At 73.0% G+C, this 17631-nt stretch carries 15 protein-coding genes; 8 read left to right on the top strand and 7 right to left on the bottom strand.

Annotated features, from left to right (window positions below; all coding sequences use genetic code 11):
- Nucleotides 1–71: 71 nt before the first annotated feature.
- The 8 genes from FHU33_RS00395 to FHU33_RS00360 all read left to right on the top strand — a co-directional run bounded on the left by FHU33_RS00395 (nt 72) and on the right by FHU33_RS00360 (nt 11866).
- Nucleotides 72–2447, top strand: coding sequence for a DUF6049 family protein (locus tag FHU33_RS00395; RefSeq protein WP_142023576.1), 2376 nt, complete (start codon nt 72–74; stop codon nt 2445–2447).
- Nucleotides 2448–2731: 284 nt separating this feature from the next.
- The gene (gene murJ, locus FHU33_RS00390) at nt 2732–4486 is read left to right on the top strand and encodes a murein biosynthesis integral membrane protein MurJ (protein ID WP_246063174.1); all 1755 of its coding nucleotides are present in this window, start codon (nt 2732–2734) and stop codon (nt 4484–4486) included.
- Between the two features lie 80 nt (nt 4487–4566).
- Nucleotides 4567–6333, top strand: coding sequence for a hypothetical protein (locus FHU33_RS00385; protein WP_142023575.1), 1767 nt, complete (start codon nt 4567–4569; stop codon nt 6331–6333).
- 87 nt (nt 6334–6420) lie between these two features.
- On the top strand, nt 6421–7431 hold the full coding sequence (gene trxB / locus FHU33_RS00380) for a thioredoxin-disulfide reductase (RefSeq protein ID WP_246063173.1): 1011 nt from the start codon (nt 6421–6423) through the stop codon (nt 7429–7431).
- A 74-nt stretch (nt 7432–7505) separates the two neighbouring features.
- Nucleotides 7506–7832 (top strand): thioredoxin, encoded by a 327-nt coding sequence (gene trxA, locus FHU33_RS00375; protein ID WP_097182926.1) that lies wholly within the window; start codon nt 7506–7508, stop codon nt 7830–7832.
- Nucleotides 7833–8081: 249 nt separating this feature from the next.
- On the top strand, nt 8082–9266 hold the full coding sequence (locus FHU33_RS00370; RefSeq protein WP_246063172.1) for an N-acetylmuramoyl-L-alanine amidase: 1185 nt from the start codon (nt 8082–8084) through the stop codon (nt 9264–9266).
- Between the two features lie 186 nt (nt 9267–9452).
- Entirely contained in the window at nt 9453–10874 is a 1422-nt protein-coding gene (locus FHU33_RS00365; protein WP_246063171.1) for an aminotransferase-like domain-containing protein, read from the top strand.
- Nucleotides 10871–11866, top strand: coding sequence for a D-alanine--D-alanine ligase family protein (locus FHU33_RS00360; protein WP_142023573.1), 996 nt, complete (start codon nt 10871–10873; stop codon nt 11864–11866). The genes FHU33_RS00365 and FHU33_RS00360 overlap by 4 nt, the downstream gene beginning before the upstream one ends.
- 155 nt (nt 11867–12021) lie before the next feature.
- Here FHU33_RS00360 and FHU33_RS00355 read toward each other — a convergent pair whose 3' ends face one another.
- The 7 genes from FHU33_RS00355 to rnpA all read right to left on the bottom strand — a co-directional run bounded on the left by FHU33_RS00355 (nt 12022) and on the right by rnpA (nt 17631).
- Nucleotides 12022–13089 (bottom strand): ParB/RepB/Spo0J family partition protein, encoded by a 1068-nt coding sequence (locus FHU33_RS00355; RefSeq protein ID WP_142023572.1) that lies wholly within the window; start codon nt 13087–13089, stop codon nt 12022–12024.
- A 28-nt stretch (nt 13090–13117) separates the two neighbouring features.
- Nucleotides 13118–14161, bottom strand: coding sequence for a ParA family protein (locus tag FHU33_RS00350; protein ID WP_142023571.1), 1044 nt, complete (start codon nt 14159–14161; stop codon nt 13118–13120).
- Between the two features lie 122 nt (nt 14162–14283).
- A complete protein-coding gene (locus FHU33_RS00345) occupies nt 14284–14970 on the bottom strand; it encodes a 16S rRNA (guanine(527)-N(7))-methyltransferase RsmG (protein WP_246063170.1) in 687 nt (228 codons plus the stop codon).
- A gap of 83 nt (nt 14971–15053) precedes the next feature.
- Nucleotides 15054–15710: a Jag family protein gene (locus FHU33_RS00340; RefSeq protein ID WP_142023569.1), complete on the bottom strand. Its 657-nt coding sequence runs from the start codon at nt 15708–15710 to the stop codon at nt 15054–15056.
- A 76-nt stretch (nt 15711–15786) separates the two neighbouring features.
- Nucleotides 15787–16848 (bottom strand): membrane protein insertase YidC, encoded by a 1062-nt coding sequence (gene yidC, locus FHU33_RS00335; protein ID WP_142023568.1) that lies wholly within the window; start codon nt 16846–16848, stop codon nt 15787–15789.
- On the bottom strand, nt 16841–17209 hold the full coding sequence (gene yidD / locus FHU33_RS00330) for a membrane protein insertion efficiency factor YidD (protein WP_142026856.1): 369 nt from the start codon (nt 17207–17209) through the stop codon (nt 16841–16843). Before yidD ends, yidC begins: the two co-directional genes overlap by 8 nt.
- Nucleotides 17209–17631, bottom strand: a complete 423-nt coding sequence (rnpA, locus tag FHU33_RS00325) for a ribonuclease P protein component (protein WP_142023567.1) — start codon at nt 17629–17631, stop codon at nt 17209–17211. Before rnpA ends, yidD begins: the two co-directional genes overlap by 1 nt.

Below are 17631 nucleotides of genomic sequence, written 5' to 3'. Positions count from 1 at the left end.
GCTTGCGAGGTCACGATAGGCAGAGCCCGGCTCCGGGTCGGAGGGCCGACGAGCGTCAGCGAGGAGGGACGATGACCCGGACGGCGCTGCCGCACGCCATCGTCGCCCCCTTGTTCGCCACGGCGCTCGGTCTCGGTGTGCTCGGGGGGCCGGCGGCATCCGCCGGAGCCGCTCCGGTCCCGATGCCCGTGCTGGCCGCCCCGGAGACCCCGGTCGCCCCGGGGACCCCGGCCGCTGCGGAGGAGGACGCGACCGATCCCGACCGGCCGGTCAGCATCGAGGTCGGCCGCTTCGAGCCGCGCACCATCACCCCCGGCTCGCCGGTCACCGTCACCGGGGCGCTCACCAACACCGGGTCGACGACCATCACCGATCTCAGCATGCGACTGCAGCGCGGGGACGTGCTCACCACCCGCGCCGAGCTGGCCGCCGACCAGCGGGATCCCGATCCGGCGACCGCCGTGCTGGCGCCGTTCCAGCCCGTGCCGGGCCAGCTCGCGCCCGGCGAGGAGCTCGCCTTCAGCTACACCGTGCCCTCCGAGGAGCTGCGGCTCACCGAGGACGGCGCCTATCCGGTGCTGATCAACGTCAACGGCGCAGTCGACCGCCTGGAGCAGCGCAGGGTGGGCGAGCTGTCCACCTACGTCGTCCAGCAGTCCGCCGCGCCCACCGCCCGGACCGCCGTCGCCTGGCTGTGGCCCATCGTCGAGTCCTCGCACCGCACCGCCTCCGGCGGCTTCCGGGACGACGGGCTCGCGGAGTCGGTCAGCAGCGGCGGACGGCTCGACCGGGCACTGGCGGTGATCGAGCGGCTCCCTGGCGGGGTGAACGGGGACGGGACGCCGGTCGCGCCGGCACTCCAGGTGGCCCTGGCGATCGACCCGGCCCTCGTCGAGGAGCTCCAGCTCATGGCGGCGGGGCCCTACGAAGTCGACGGCCGGCCGGGCACGGGCACGGAGGAGGCCGCGGCGTTCATCGAGCGGCTGCGCGAGGTCGCCGCCGTCCACCCGGTCGTCGCCCTGCCCTACGGGGACGCCGACGCCGACGCCCTCACCGGCGCCGGGGTGCCCGCCGTCCTCACCCGCAGCCTTCCCGGCACCCCCGAGGGCACCGCCCAGGATCCGCCGGGCAGCACCCTGCGCGAGGACGGCGCCGCAGCCACCGCCGACGGTGCGCCGGCCTCGGCTCCGGACACCGACGAATCGGGGGACGGCGCCGGGGCGGCGATCCTCGCCGACGCCCTCGACGTGGAACCGCGCACCGACCTCCTGTGGGCAGCCGGCGGCTCGCTGCGCCCCGACACCGTGCCCGTCCTCCAGGCCGGAGGCGTCGGAACGGTCGTCCTGGGATCGGGCGGGCTGTCCGACGGCGATGACGCGGCCGGTCTCGCGGACACCACCGCCGCCGCACGGACCACCGTCGCCACCACGGTCGGACCGCTGGACGCCCTGGTCGCCGACTCCACCCTCTCCGGGCTCGTGGGCGCGGCCGAGCAGGCCGCGGGTGGAGCCCGTATGGCCGAGCAGCGCTACCTGGCCGAGCTCGCGGTCCTGAACACCCAGGCCCCGGCCGGCACCGAGCAGACCGTCCTGGTCGCGCCACCGCGCGAGGTGGACGCCGGTCCCGAGGGTGCCGGGGCGATGATGGCCGACACCGCGAGCCTGCCGTGGCTGCGCGCGGCCACGCTCGCCGAGCTGTCCGCGACCGCCCCGGCGCCCGCCGGGGACCTGCTGGACGCGACGGACGGTCCCGCCCTCGACCCCGCCGGTCTGGCCGACGTCGTGGCCGCCACCGCGATCCGCGAGGAACTGGCCGGCGCCGTCGTCGGCGACGACGAGATCGCCCTGCGCAGCTACGACGCGGCGATCTCGCGCGCGGCCTCGGCCACGCGACGGGACGAACCCGAGGACTTCCGGGAGGTGGCGGCGGCCCTGCGCACGACGCTGGACCGGCTGGGCAGCCAGGTGACCCTGCTGGCACCGGCCGACGGGACCTACAGTCTCGGCTCCAGCGACGCCCCGCTCGTGCTCACCGTGCGCAACGACCTCCCGATGACCGTCCAGGTGCTGCTCGACGTCCGCACCCGTGGCAGCCGCGGACTGTCCATCGGCGAGATCGAGCCGCAGATCCTGGCTCCCGGTCAGCGCTCCACCATCCAGGTGCCCACCGAGGTGCGGCAGGCCGGCGGGTTCGCCGTCCGCGCCCAGCTGACGACGCCGGGCGGGCGTCCCCTCGGCGAGGAGATCTCCCTCCAGGTCAAGAGCACGGCGTACGGGTCGATCTCGCTGATCATCACCATCGGGGCGGCGGCACTGCTCGGCCTGCTCTTCCTGCGCCGGCTGGTCACGTTCGTGCTGCGGCGGCGCCGCGCGGCGGCGGACGGCGGAGCTGCCGGCGGTCCCGAGGGCGCCGCGCTGCAGCCGTCGCCCAACCGGAGCCCGGTGTGAGGGCAGGCCCGGAGGACGAGCGCCCGGACGCCCCGGAGCGTGAACGCCGCGCCGACGACGTCCGCGCCGGCCGGCCACCGGTTCCTCCGCCGGCCCGCTCGCGCCGCGCCGGTGGCACGGCCCTCCCGCCGCCGCCCTACCGGGCCGCGCCTCCGCCCTCGGCGCCGTTCGCGGATCCGGCATCCCGTGCCCTGACGCCGGAACCACCGCCGGAATCACCGCCGGAATCACCGCCGCTCCTGCCGCCGGTCACCTCGCGACCGCCCGCCCCACCGCGGCCTCCCGTGCCGCCGTTGCCGCCGCTGCGCAACCGCTGGGTGCCGGCCGCCGACGACAGCCACACCCAGGTGATCACGGTCCTGCCGCCCGTTCCGCGCGGACCGGTGGCCGAGACCGAGGAGGAGGCCGACGAGCGGGAAGGTACGGCCGGCGCGGCCGGCGGGATCCTGCGCGCCGCCGGCACGATGGCGGTCGCCACGCTGGTCTCCCGCATCACCGGCCTGCTGCGGACCATGGTGCTCGTCGCGGCGCTGGGCGTGAACCTTGTCGGGGACGCCTACAACACCGCGAACACGCTGCCGAACATCGTCTACGAGCTGCTGCTCGGCGGCGTGCTCGCGTCCGTCGTCGTCCCGCTGCTGGTGCACGCCCAGGAACGCGACCGGGACGGCGGCACCGCGTACGCGCAGCGGCTGAGCACGCTCGCCATCAGCGGGCTCGTCGTGGTGACCGCGCTGGCCGTCCTGGCAGCCCCGCTGCTGACCCGGCTCTACGGCATCGTCGACAACCCGCAGCAGGTGGAACTGGCCAACTGGCTGGCCCGCATCCTGCTGATCGAGATCGTCTTCTACGGGATCGGCGCCCTGGCCCAGGCGATCCTCAACTCCCGGGGTGTCTTCGGACCACCCGCGTGGGCACCGGTGCTCAACAACGTCGTCGTGATCGCGACCGGCCTGCTCTTCCTGGCCGCGAGCGGTCCGGGCGCACTCACCCCGGTCACCATCACGCCCGGCCAGGTATGGCTGCTCGGCATCGGGACCACGCTCGGGATCGCCGTGCAGGCCCTGGTGCTGCTTCCCCTGCTGCGGGGGGTGGGCGTGCCGCTCCGCCCCCGCTGGGGGCTCCGGAACACCGGCCTCCGAGAGGCCGGCACGCTGGGACTCTGGGTGATCGCGTACTCGGCGGTCAGTGCGATCGGGGTCGCCGTCGCCATGCGGATCGCCAACGAGGCCGGGCGCGAGGGTGGACTGGGCTCGCTGGCCTTCGCCAACGCCAGCCTGCTGTTCCAGATGCCCTACGGGATCATCGGCGTCGCGCTGCTCACGGCCCTGCTGCCGCGGATGAGCCGGGCGGCCGCCCGGCACGACTCCCCCGCCGTCATCGAGGACCTCTCCCTGGGGACCCGGCTCTCCGCCGTCGGGCTGCTCCCGGTCACCGCGCTGCTGGCCGTGCTCGGCGCGCCCCTCGGCGTCCTGGCCTTCGCCCGCGGGAACACGACGGCGGAGCAGGCCGAGGGGATCGGCACGGCGCTGGCGATCGGCGCGTTCGGGCTGCTGCCGATGGCCGTGACGCTGCTGCAGCTGCGGGTCTTCTACGCGATGAAGGACGCCCGGACGCCGACGTTCATCCAGCTGGGCATGGTCGCCGTCCGCGTTCCCCTGCTGCTGCTCGTGCCCGCCGTCGTCGAGCCGGAGGACGTCGTCGCCGGACTGATGCTCGTCACGAGCATCACCTACGTGGCGGGCTGGGTGATCGGTGACGTGGCCCTGCGCCGCCGGCTGGGCGGCCTGCGGACGCGCGCGACGTTCGGTCCACTGCTGCGCGTGACCGCCGTGTCCGTCGTCGCCGGCGCCGTGGGCTTGCTTGTCCGGAACGTGACCGACGACCTCGTCGGCACGTCCCCGGGAGGGTCGCTCGTGACGGTCCTGGTCGGTACCGTGGTCATCGGCGGCGTGGCTCTCGCAGGTCTCGTGATCGCCCGCGTCCCCGAGATCCGGGAGCCCCTGGCAGCGCTCAGGGAACGGAAGGGGCGCGGATGACCGATCCCTCGGGGGATGCGTCGCCACCGTCGGAGCGCACGCGCCGGCGGCCGCAACAGGACAGGGGGTCGACAGTGTCGATGACATCGACGACCACCGGCCTTCCCGACCGCTACCGGCCGCTCGACCAGATCGGCGCCGACGAGCCGACGCCGACGGGCGTCATCCAGTGCTGGCGGGCCAAGGACCGCGTCCTCAACCGCGACGTGGCCATCCGGGTGCACACCCCGGCCGGCCAGGCCGCGCACGCGTGGATCAGCCGCGCCCTCACCGCCGGCGGGCTGGCCACTCCCGCCCTGGCGATGGTCTACGACGCCTCCGAAGGCATCGGGGGTGGGCCGGGCGGCGACACCGTGGGTGGGGGGGCGGCCGGCAGCGCCGCCTACGTCGTCAACGAGTGGATCGACGGCGAGACCCTGGCCGAGCGCCTCACCCGCGGGCCCATGCCCGACCGGGAGGTCCGGACCGTGCTGCGCCGCCTGGCCGAGGGCGTGGCCGAGGCGCACCGGGTCGGCCTCGCCGTCGGTGGGCTCACCCCGGACAACGTCGTGCTGCGCCCCAACGGGCTGGTGGGCCTGCGAGCGGTTCCCGCCGCCACCGGGACCATCGACGGCGACATCGCCGCGCTGGGCGCGCTGCTGGAGGCGTGCCTGACCGGCCTCGACCCGGCTCAGCCCGGACAGCGTCGGCTCACCGGACCGTCGGACCTCGTCGCGCTGGTGCGCCGGGCCCGGTCGACCGAGCCCGGCCAGGGTCTGTCCAGCGTGGCCGCCATGGCCTCGCTGCTGGCCGAGCGCTCCCGCTCGGGCCCGATGTCGGCGGCGGCCCGGGCCGAGGAGACCGACAGCGGCTGGTTGCGTCGCCTGCGCGATCGCCGGCCCGATCAGGCCTCCGACCACCCCGACGCGCCCGCGCGCCCCCAGGTGGCGCCCGACGGCGAGCCGGTCCGCCTGAACCCGCAGACACTGCCCCCGGTCCCGCCGGTGCGACCGGTCACCGGCACCGCCGTCCCTCCCGGTGCCCTCGGCGGTGACACGATCGCGGCCGGTTCCGTCACCCCGGCCGCCGGTGCCTACGCCGGGTCGGCATTCCCTTCCCCGCCCACTCGCTTCGACGACGAGCCGCTCGACGTGCTCGACGACGGGTACGACGGATACGACGGCCGGTACGAGGAACCCCTCACCGGGGAGAACGACATCGACGAGGACGGGGCCACGCGGCACCGCCTCGTGGTCTTCGGCCTGCCACTGCTCGCCCTGCTCGTGGTGGTGGCGCTGGCGTGGTGGTTCGGCAAGGGCGTCATCTCGGTGGCCGGTGAGGTGGACGAGACGCCTGGCTCGACCCCGTCGGTGAGTGCCCCCGCGCAGGGCTCGGAGACCGGCTCCCCCGTCGAGGCGGGCGCGGCCGTTCCGATCGTCGGCGGCGACGTGTTCGACCCCCAGGGCGACGGTGACCCCGACCATCCCGACGACGTGCCGCTCGCCTTCGACGGCGACCCCGCGACATCCTGGTCGACCTACGAGTACCGGGGCTCACCGGCCTTCGGCAACCTCAAGGACGGCGTAGGCCTGCTGCTCGACCTGGGCTCCGCCCAGGAACTCGGGGCGGTCACGGTCACCAGCACCTCGCCCGGCGCCACCGTCGAGATCCGCACCGCCGACTCGGCGGGCGGGAGCGTCGACGCCTTCGACGTCGCCGCCGCAGGTGAGCTGCAGGAGGAGACGCAGCTCGTCTTCGAGGAGCCGGTCACCGGGCAGTACGTGCTGGTCTGGTTCACCGGCCTGGTGCCCAGCGAGGGCGGCTTCTCGGCCGACATCGCCGAGGTCACCGTCCAGGCGGCCGGCTGAAGGAGGACGCCGTCCTCCCCGGGACGGGCGAGCCTCTGGACGCCGGCCGTGGGGAATGCTCCCCCTACGATCCTCGTTGTGCCGCCCGTGACTGACTCCCCAACCCCCGGTCCCGCCGTGACGACGGGCGAGATCGAGAACCCCGTGATCCCGCCCGCCGAGCACGACGGCATCCGCGACCTGATCATCATCGGGTCCGGACCGGCCGGGTACACCGCGGCCACGTACGCCGCCCGAGCGAACCTCCACCCGTTGGTGTTCGAGGGCTCGCAGTTCGGCGGCGCGCTGATGACCACCACCGAGGTGGAGAACTTCCCCGGTTTCCCGGAGGGCATCCAGGGTCCGCAGCTCATGGACGACATGCGAACCCAGGCCGAGAAGTTCGGCGCCCAGCTGGAGCCGCGCGACGTCACCGAGGTCGACCTCACCGCCGAGCCCAAGATCGTCAAGGTCGGCAGCGAGGTCCACCGCGCCCACGCCGTCATCGTCGCCACCGGGTCCAAGTACCGGTACCTGGGGCTGGAGAACGAGCAGCGCCTGCTGGGCCGCGGCGTCTCGGCGTGCGCGACCTGTGACGGCTTCTTCTTCCGCGACCAGGACATCGTCGTGGTCGGTGGCGGTGACTCGGCGATGGAGGAGGCCACCTTCCTCACCCGCTTCGCCAAGAGCGTCACCGTCGTCCACCGGCGCAACGAGCTCCGTGCCTCCAAGATCATGGTGAAGCGGGCGCAGGACAACGAGAAGATCCGCTGGGCGCTGGGCAAGCAGGTCACCGACGTCCTCGGTGACAGCACCGTGGACGGCGTCCAGATCAGCGACGTCGAGAACGGCAGCACCGAGACGCTGCCGGTCAGCGGCCTGTTCGTCGCGATCGGGCACGACCCACGCAGCGAACTGTTCGCCGGCCAGCTCAAGCTGGACGACGCGGGGTACATCCAGGTCGAGCACCCCAGCACCCGCACCAACATCGACGGTGTGTTCGCCTGCGGTGACGTCGTCGACCACATCTACCGGCAGGCCATCACCTCGGCCGGCACCGGCGCGGCCGCGGCGATCGACGCCGAGCGCTGGCTCGCCGAGACGTTCGACGAGCGCTGAGCGGGCATACAACCACCCACCTGCGGGTTGACCCCACAGGACTTCGAGCAAGCGAACGAGAGGGAGAACGACCGATGGCAGGCAACACCGTGACGGTCACCGACACCAGCTTCGCCAGCGACGTGCTGGGCAGCGACAAGCCCGTGCTCGTGGACTTCTGGGCGGAGTGGTGCGGCCCCTGCAAGATGGTCGCCCCCGTCCTCGAGGAGATCGCCGCCGAGCACGGCGACAAGCTGACCATCGCCAAGCTCAACATCGACGAGAACCCGCAGATCGCCCGCGACTACCAGGTCATGTCGATCCCGACCATGACGGTCTTCCAGGGTGGCAAGCCGGTGAAGAGCATCATCGGCGCCAAGCCCAAGGGCGCGATCCTCAACGACCTCGCCGACTACCTCTAGGCCTCGTCCCGAGGCTCGCCGCAAGTTGCGAGGGGTGAGGAGGACGAGGTCCTTTCTCTCGCACGCTCGGCGCGGGCCCCTGAAGGGTGGCCGTTCCAGAGCGTGACCGTCGGGCCCATTCGTCCACCCGGACGGATGGGCCCGACGCCGTTGGAGTGGCCCCCGATGGGCCGCGCCGTCCGACAGGGACGACAATCGGGGCACGATGACGAGAACGGCGGAGTTTTCGAGTTCCCCAGCGGAGCTGTGATGGGAACCGACAGCCGTATGCAGATCCTGAGGCTCGGGGACCGAGGGGCCGCCGTCGCGGACGTACAGACGGCGCTCCGCAGCCTGGGCCTGCTGCCCGACGGAGACGGCGCCGCCACTCCCCGCCCCCCGCAGGCCATGGCCACGCTCCCCGACGTCGCGCTCGACTCCGCGGTCTTCGACGACGCGACGGAACTGGCGGTCCGGCATTTCCAGCAGAACCGTGGCCTGTCCGTGGACGGGCGCGTGGGCGAGGAGACCTACCGGGCGCTGAACGAGGCCCGCTGGTCACTGGGTGACCGGCTGCTGCGCTACGACCCCGAGCGGCCGGTCCGCGGGGACGACGTGATCAGCCTGCAGGAGCGGGTGCACGAGCTCGGCTACGACGCCGGCCCGGTCGACGGGGTGTTCGGCGCCGAGACCGAGACCGGTCTCCGCGCCTTCCAGCGCGACTACGGTCTCACCGCCGACGGCACCTGCGGCCCGGCCACCCTGCGTGCCCTCCGCCAGTTGGGCCGCAAGGTCACCGGCGGGCGGCCGCAGCTCCTCCGGCAGAGCGCCTCCCTCGTCGAGAGCGGGCCGCACCTGATCGGCCGGCGCATCGTGGTCGATCCGGGGCACGGCGGCGAGGACGCCGGCTGCACCGAGGGGGAGACCACCGAGTCCGACCTGGTCTTCGACCTCGCCTCGCGCATCGAGGGCCGGCTCGCCGCAGCCGGCGCGACGGTCTACCTCACCCGCGGCCGGCACCAGAACCCGTCGCCGGCCGAGCGCACCGCGTTCGCGAACGACGCCCGCGCCGACCTGTTCATCGCCCTGCACCTCGACGCGCACAGCTCCGAGCACGCGCGCGGGGTGGCCAGCTACTACTACGGCACGGGTTCCGGCCCCTCGTCCACCGTCGGCGAGCAGTTCGCCAACCTGGCCCGCCGTGAGGTCCTCGCCCGCACCGGCATGCTCGACCTCGGCTCGCACCCCAAGACGTGGGACCTCCTGCGGATGACCCGGATGCCGGCGGTCCGCCTGGACTGCGGCTACCTCTCCCACCCGGTCGACCGGCTGCTGCTCCTCGACGCCCGCGTCCGCAGCGCCATCGCCTCCGCTGTCCTCGCCGCCGTCCAGCGCCTCTACCTGCCCGCAGAAGCAGATCCGCCCACGGGCACCTTCGTGCTGCCGGCTCCGTGATCTGAGCTGTGACAATGCGATCCTCCGGATCGCACCGCGGCCAGGTGCCGTTCCCTCGATGCGTTGAGCCGCTGAGTCGTCCCTGCGCGGACCCCTCCGGGGCCCACTCGGGCCGACGGCCCGGTGCAGTCCAGTTGATCCGGGCGGCACGCTCGCCCGCCTAGGTTCCGTCCTTACACTCGGAAGGTGCCCACCACCCCGCCCGGCTCACCCGCCGGTCCCGGTCAGCCGGGAACGCACCTGACGCACGGTGCGCATCCCCACGTCGTCCCGCGGCATCCGCGGCTCGATCCCCTGGCCGACCGGTACGCAGCACGCACGCACGGCATGAAGAGCTCGGAGATCCGGGCACTCTTCTCCGTCGTGAGCCGACCGGAGGTCGTCTCCCTGGCGGGCGGCATGCCTGCGGTCACCGCCCTCCCGCTGGACGCGGTGGGCTCGATGATCGGCGAGCTCGTCTCCGGCATGGGCGCGCAGACCCTGCAGTACGGGTCGGGTCAGGGCGACCCACGGCTGCGCGAGCGGATCTGCGACGTCATGGCCCTGGAGGGCATCACCGATGCCTCGCCCAGCGAGGTCGTCGTCACCGTCGGCTCCCAGCAGGGCCTGGACCTGGTGACCCGCGTCTTCATCGACCCCGGTGACGTGATCCTGGCCGAGGGTCCCTCCTATGTCGGCGCCCTGGGCGTCTTCCAGGCCGCCCAGGCCCGGGTCCGGCACGTCGCGATGGATGACCACGGGCTGATCCCGGAGGCGCTGGAAGAAGCGCTCATCGACTGCCGCGCCAACGGCGACCGCGTGAAGTTCCTCTACACGGTGCCGAACTTCCACAACCCGGCGGGCGTCACGCTGTCGGAGCCGCGCCGCGAGGCGATCATGGCGCTCGCCGAGCAGTTCGACCTGCTCGTCATCGAGGACAACCCCTACGGTCTGCTCGGATTCGAGCACGAACCGTTGCGTGCGCTGCGGGCCCGCAACAACCAGCGGGTCATCTACCTCGGCTCCTTCTCCAAGACGTTCTCACCGGGTCTGCGGGTGGGTTGGGTGCTCGCACCGCTCGCCGTCCGGGAGAAGCTCGTGCTGGCCACCGAGGCGCAGGTGCTCTGCCCGCCGTCGCTGACGCAGTACGCCGTCGCCCGGTACCTGGACACCCAGCCCTGGCGCGAGCAGATCAAGCTGTTCACCGAGCTCTACCGCGAGCGCCGGGACGCCACCCTGGAGTCGCTGGCCGCGCTCATGCCCGCGGGCACCGCGTGGACCCGGCCCGACGGCGGCTTCTACGTCTGGCTCAAGCTGCCGCCGGGGCTGGACGCCAAGCTCATGCAGCCCCGCGCGGTCAACGCGCACGTGGCCTACGTGCCCGGCATCGGTTTCTTCGCCGACGGCAACGGCCGGGAGTACATGCGGCTGTCCTACTGCTATCCCGAGCCCGACCAGATCCGCGAGGGCGTGCGCCGGCTGGCCCGCGTCATCGAGGCCGAGCTCGACCTGCATTCCACGTTCGACCCCGTCGACACCGGTACGTTCCGGGCGATCAAGTCCGGCCACGACGCCGAGACGATCGTCGGGCCCGCCAACAGCGATACCTACGAGGACGGACGGGCATGACGGAGTCGACGGCCACTTCCCCCGAATCCGATGCCGCCGGTCCCTCGGGCCTGCGCGCCGTCGTCCTCAGTGGAGGCCTGACCTTCGAGCGCGAGGTCAGTCTCTCGTCGGGGACCCAGGTGTGGGAAGAGCTGGTCAGGGCCGGGGTCGACGCCGAGATCCGCGACGCGGACGCCGACCTGCTCCCGGGCCTGGCGGCCGCCCCGGCCGACGCCGTCTTCATCGCCCTGCACGGCGCCACGGGGGAGGACGGCGCCCTGCGGGCCGTCCTGGACCTGGCCGGCGTCGCCTACGTCGGTTCGCCGGCCGCCGCCTGCCGGCTGGCGTGGGACAAGCCGGCGGCCAAGTCCGTGGTGCGGGCTGCCGGTGCCGCGACGCCGGACTGGGTGGCGCTGCCGCACAGCACCTTCCGGGAGCTGGGCGCCGGCGCGGTCCTCGACCTCATGGTGGCCCGGCTCGGCCTGCCGCTGATCGTGAAGCCGGCCTCGGGCGGTTCCGCCCTCGGCGTGCAGAAGGTGAGCAACGTCGAGGAGCTGCCCGCGGCGATGGTCAGCTGCTTCGCCTACGGCGACACGGTCATGGTCGAGCGCTACGTCGACGGCGTCGAGCTGGCGATCTCCGTCGTCGATCTGGGGGAGGGGCCGCAGGCGCTGCCGGCGGTCGAGATCGCCCCGGCCTCCGGGGTCTTCGACTACACCGCGAGGTACACCCCCGGCCTCACCGAGTACCACGCGCCGGCCCGGGTGGCGGACGACGTCGCCGAGCGTGCCGCCGCGCTGGCCGTGACGGTCCACCAGGCGCTCGGCCTGGCCGACCTGTCCCGGACCGACGCGATCGTCTCCCCGGACGGCGAGGTGCACTTCCTCGAGGTGAACGTCTCTCCGGGCCTCACCGAGACCTCGATGTTCCCGATGTCGGTGGAGGCCGCCGGCTTGGAGCTGGGCGAGGTCCTCGCCGGCCTGCTCGTTCGCCGGGCCGGCATCCTTCGCTGACCCCGTTCCGGTCGGTGATCAGGTTCCCTGATCGTTTGTGGTGCTCCCTCACCGTCGACGGTGAGGGAGGACCCTTGTTGATCAGGGAACCTGATCAACCTCGCGCCGACGATTCGTCCGTGACGTAACCCCGGACACATCACTGGGAGGGCGGCTCAGACCTCCGGACGGCGCCCGGTGATCTCCGGAGCCATGACGCCGATGATCCGTTGCAGATCGTCGACCGAGCCGAACTCGACGACGATCTTCCCCTTCGAGCGGCCGATCTGGATCTTGACCCTGGTCTCGAACCGGTCGGAGAGCCGGGATCCGAGTTCCTCGACGCCGGGGGCGGAGATGTTGCGGGCCCGGCGCTTGGCGGCGGGCCGCTCGGCGGCAGCCGTCGCCACCGCTTCCTCGGTGGCCCGGACCGACATGCCCTCGGCCACGATGCGGGTGGCGAGCGCGTCCTGGGCCTCGGCGTCCGCGAGCCCGAGCAGCGCCCGGGCGTGCCCGGCGGAGATGACCCCGGCGGCGACGCGAGTCTGCACCTTCACCGGCAGCTTCATCAGCCGGATGGTGTTGGTGACCTGCGAGCGGCTCCGGCCGATCCGGCTGGCGAGCTCCTCGTGGGTGGCGCCGAACTCCTCGAGGAGCTGCTGGTAGGCAGCGGCCTCCTCCAGCGGGTTGAGCTGGACGCGATGGATGTTCTCCAGGAGGGCGTCCCGCAGCATCGCGTCGTCCGTGGTGTCGCGGACGATGGCGGGGACGGTCTCCAGGCCGGCCGCCCGCGCGGCCCGCAGCCGGCGCTCGCCCATGATCAGCTCGTAGGCGACCCCGCCGTCCTCCTGGGGAGTCTCCCGGACGACGATCGGCTGCAGCAGCCCGAACTCCTTGACGCTGTGGGTGAGCTCCTCCAGCGCCTCGTCGTCGAAGACCTGGCGCGGCTGCTTCGGGTTCGGGACGACGGAGGTCACCGCCACCTCGCGCAGTTGCGCACCGGGGACGCCGATCGCGCCCTCCGACGGAGGTGTCACCGGGGAGACCGGCGTGCCGAAGGCCGGGACGGTGACGGGAGTGGCCGGCGTCTCGGCCGGCTCGGCGGCGGCGGGCGGCGGCACCAGCGCGACAGCGGGACCGGCCGGCTCCGACGGAGCGGGCGCGGGGGACGGACGCTCCGCCTCCGGCGCGCTGGTGGGGATGAGGGCCGCCAGGCCCCGGCCCAGACCGCCACGCTTCGTCATGACCGCTCTCCGCTCACCCGTGGGTTGCTCACTGACTGTCCTGCGCACTGACCGCCTGCTGGGCGGCGACCGGAGGAGCGACGGTGGCCCCGGCCATCCCCGAGCGTTCGAGCGGAGGAAGGTCGACACCGCGCTCGGCGAGCTGGCGGGCGGCCTCGACATAGCTCGTCGAGCCCCGGGAGCCGGGGTCGTAGGTGAGCACCGACTGCCCGTACCCCGGCGCCTCGGACACCCGGACGTTGCGAGGGATCACCGCCGGGAGGACCAGGTCGCCGAAATGGTTGCGGACCTCGTCGGCCACCTGGTCGGCCAGCTTGGTCCGCCCGTCGTACATGGTCAGCAGGATGGTCCGGACCGAGATCCCGGGGTTCAGGTGCTGCCGGACCAGGTCGATGTTGTTGAGCAACTGCCCCAGCCCCTCCAGCGCGTAGTACTCGCACTGGATGGGGATGAGGACCTCGTCCCCGGCCACGAGCGCGTTGAGGGTGAGCAGGCCGAGCGAGGGGGGGCAGTCGATGAGCACGTAGTGCGGACGCTGGTCGGGCGGCAGCTCGTGGACGTAGGCCTCGATCGCCCGGCGCAGGCGGTGCTCGCGGGCCACGACGGAGACCAGCTCGATCTCGGCGCCGGCCAGGTCGATCGTGGCCGGCACGCAGAGCAGCTTCGGACTCGCCGTCGTCGGATGGACGACCTCGGCCAGGGAGTTGTCGCCGACGAGGGCGTCGTAGACCGAGGGGGTGCCCACGGTGTGCTCGACGCCGAGGGCGGTGCTGGCGTTGCCCTGCGGGTCGAGATCGATGACCAGCGTGCGCAGCCCGTAGAGCGCCAGGGCCACCCCGAGGTTGACCGTGGACGTCGTCTTGCCCACGCCGCCCTTCTGATTGGCGATCGTGATGACGCGGATCCGGCTCGGCACCGGGAAGGGATCCTGGTCGGCCGCGTGCAGCACGCGCGTGGCTCTGAGCGCCTCCATCGCGATCGGGCTGTCGAAGTCCACGACACCGCCGGAGGACGAGGAGGACGACTGGTCGGCAGCGAGGCTGCTGCGCAGCCGTTCGCCCGGGTCGGTCATCGCGGGTCCTTCCTCCATGCCTTCTTCATGTGCACAGCCGTTTCACGTGGAACGCCGTTTCACGCGGGGCCGGTGCCTGTTCCACGTGGAACAGCGCACGGACGCTCGGTGCGAGGGTGCCGTCACCGTGCTCCGCGTGTCATGACCACCACGGTAGTGGCAGCACCCCCGAGGTCCGCACCGACGGCCCGCGGATGTATGTCCCGCATGCCCGCCGCCTCCAGTTCCGGTCGCATCCTCGGCAGCTCCTCCAGCGCTCGGGCGCCGACCAGTGCGATCAGTTGGGCGCCGGGCCGCATCAGCCCACGGCACCAGCCGACCAGGCGCGGTAGGGGAGCGACCGCTCGGGCGGTCACGACGTCGACCACTCCGACCGCGGTCACGACGGAGCGTTCCTCGGCGCGGCCGCGCACCACCCGCCACGGGAGCCCGCCGGGCCCGGCCAGCGTGTTCAGCTCGCCCAGGGTCTGGTCGAGGAACTCCACCCGCCGCGCCATGGGCTCCACCAGCGTGAGGACGACGTCCGGCCGGGCCAGTCCGAGGGGGATGCCCGGCAGGCCCGCACCGCTGCCGACGTCGACGACGCGCGCACGCTGCGGCACCGCCTCGGCCACCGCGGCGCTGTTGAGCACGTGTCGCTCCCACAGGCGCGGTACCTCGCGCGGGCCGATCAGCCCGCGGACGACGCCGTCGGCCGCCAGGTGCCCGACGTACCGCTCCGCCAGGTGCAGGGCAGGACCGAACACCCGCTCGGCGACCGCCGGGGTGGGTGGCGCGCCGTCGCCGGCGAGCGAGGCAGGCTCACTCACGCCGACTCCGCGCCGGCGCCCGTCGCCTGCCTTCCCGAACGCTGCTGCGCCCATGTGAGCACGCCGGCTGGCTCACTGAACGGTCACTTGTCGGGCAGGACCACGACACGACGGTTCGGCTCCTCGCCCTCGGACTCGCTGTACACGCCCGAGACCGAGGCGATGACGTCGTGGACGACCTTGCGCTCGAACGGGTTCATCGGGGACAGCCGCTCCGGCTGACCGCTGGCGGCGACACGGCGCGCGGTGTCCCCGGCCAGCGCCGTGAGGTCGGCCCGACGCCTCGCCCGGAACTCGCCGATGTCGAGCATGAGCCGGCTGCGCACGCCGGTGGACTGAGCCACGGCGAGGCGGGTGAGCTCCTGGAGCGCCTCGAGGGTCGCACCGTCGGGCCCGATCAGGTCGGTCAGCTTGCCGCCGACGATGGCGACCGAGGCACGGTCGCCCTCGACGTCGAGGTCGATGTCGCCGTCCTTGTCGAGGATGTCCAGGAGGCGCTCGAGATAGTCGCCGGCCACGTCGCCCTCGCGGACCAACAGGTCGGCGCCGTCCTCGTCGTCATCCTCATCAGCCTCATCCGTCCCGCCGGCCACGGGCTCCACGACGGCGTCGTCGCTGGCGGCGTCCGCGTCGGGGAGGGCCGGGTCGGCGGACGCCGCGTCCGCCCCCGGAGGGCTCAGGACGGCGTCACTGGTCGCTTCGGCGGTCAGCGTGGACTCGGGCTGCTGCGGGGCACTCACGGGGTTCCTCCCAGGTCGGTGCGGGCGGCCGGGCGAACCCGGTGGTCGAGGGCGTCGGTCAGGACGCCGGGGCCGGTCAGCGGCGCTTGCGCTTACCCCGGTTCGGCGGCGACTGGCCGGCCTTGGTGGCGCCCCCGGGCGACTGCTTCCCTGGCGGCTGTCCGTTACCCGAGCCGCCGTCGGCCGACGGGGCGTCCGGAGCCGCGGGAGCCGCGTCGGCAGCCGGCGGGGTGGCCGGCCGGCCGCTCTTGGGGCGGACCGGCTTGGCGCCGGGCTTGGGCGCGAGCGTCTTCGGGTCGATGACCGGCTTCTCGGCAGCGGCCTTGGCCTTGGCGGCGTCGGATCCGGGCGGGGGCATCTTGCGCAGGATGAAGAACTGCTGGCCCAGCGTCCACAGGTTGTTGGTGAACCAGTAGAGGAGGACGCCGATCGGGAAGAGGAAGCCCGAGACGAACAGACCGGCCGGCATGACGTACAGCAGGATCTTCTGCACCATCGCCGCCTGGCCCTCGACCGGGCCGGAGCGCTTCATGATCTGCTTCTGCGTGTAGTACGTCGTGAAGCACATGATCACGATCAGCACGAACGCGACGATGTAGATGTTCGTGTAGGTGACGCCCTCGATGTCGAGGATCGCGGCTTCCTTGGCGCCGTCCATGTTGAACGACGCAGAGATCGGCGCACCGAAGAGCTGAGCGCGGGCCGCCTGGTCGGTGAGCTCGTCCGACCAGCTGTAGAGCCCCTCCTTGTCCGGGGCGAGCCGGCGCAGGACGTGGAACAGCGCGAAGAACACCGGGATCTGCGGCAGGATCGGCAAGCACCCGGCCAGGGGGTTGACGTTGCGCTCCTTCATGAGCGCCTGCTGGGCCACCGCCATCCCCTGCCGGTCGCTGCCGTACTGCTTGCGCAGCTTGGCGAGCTCCGGCTGGAGCTCCTGCATCGCCCGCTGCGACTTGATCTGCTTCACGAACAGCGGGAAGAGGATCACCCGGATCGTCACGACGAGGAAGACGATCGCCAGCACCCACGACAGCCCACCCAGCGCCGTCTCGGCCGGCGGATTGCCGAAGACCATGTCCCACAGCGAGTGCCACCGCGCCATCACCCAGGAGATGGCGGTGTACAGCCAGTCAAGCAACGGAGGACTCCTCGTTCGCCCGGCGGAGGTCCGGCGGGGCGGCTGGATGGGGACGGCGGGCGGCTGAGAGTCCGCCGCCGTGTACCGGCGCTGGCGACTCTGCAGTGCTCGACGAGTGGCTGACCTCTGCGGTTCCGGACGACTCGCGAGCGCCGGGCACGAAGTCCACCCCGCCGGGATGCCACGGCGCGCACTTCGCCAGCCGACGCAGCGCGAGCCAGGTTCCGCGCGCTGCCCCGTGCCGCTCCACGGCCTCGGCGGCATAGGCGCTGCAGGTCGGGTAGAAGCGGCACCGCGGCGGCAGGGCCGGACTGATCGCCCGCGAGTAGAAGCGGATGGCCGCGAGGAGGGCGCGCCGCATCATCGGTGCCGGACCCGCTCGCCCAGCAGGCGGTCCAGGCCGGACACCAGGTCACGGCGCAACAGCTCGGACGTCGCGGTTCCGGCCTCCGGTCGCGCCCGGACGACGAGGTCGGCGGTCGGGGGGAGCCGGTGCAGCTCCTCGCGCACCACGGCTCGCAGCCGCCGGGTCACGCGGTGGCGGACCACCGAGTTGCCGACGGCCTTGCCGACGACGAAACCTGCCCGGGCGCCGGGCGGGGCCGCGTCGGGGGACACAGGGTTACCGCCTGTCGCCGCCCGCGACGTCCGAGAACCGGCGGCCTGCTCGGGCCGTTCGGAGAGGTAATGGAGCACCATGGTCGGCCGCCCGGCGCGCCTGCCGGACCGGACGACCGCGGTGAACTCCGGACGCCGGCGCAGGCGTGCCTGCGCGGGCAGCAC

This window comes from Blastococcus colisei, from assembly GCF_006717095.1.
Classification (GTDB): domain Bacteria; phylum Actinomycetota; class Actinomycetes; order Mycobacteriales; family Geodermatophilaceae; genus Blastococcus_B; species Blastococcus_B colisei.
Note: the sequence above shows the minus strand (reverse complement) of the source record. Positions and strands in the feature narration are given on the sequence as shown.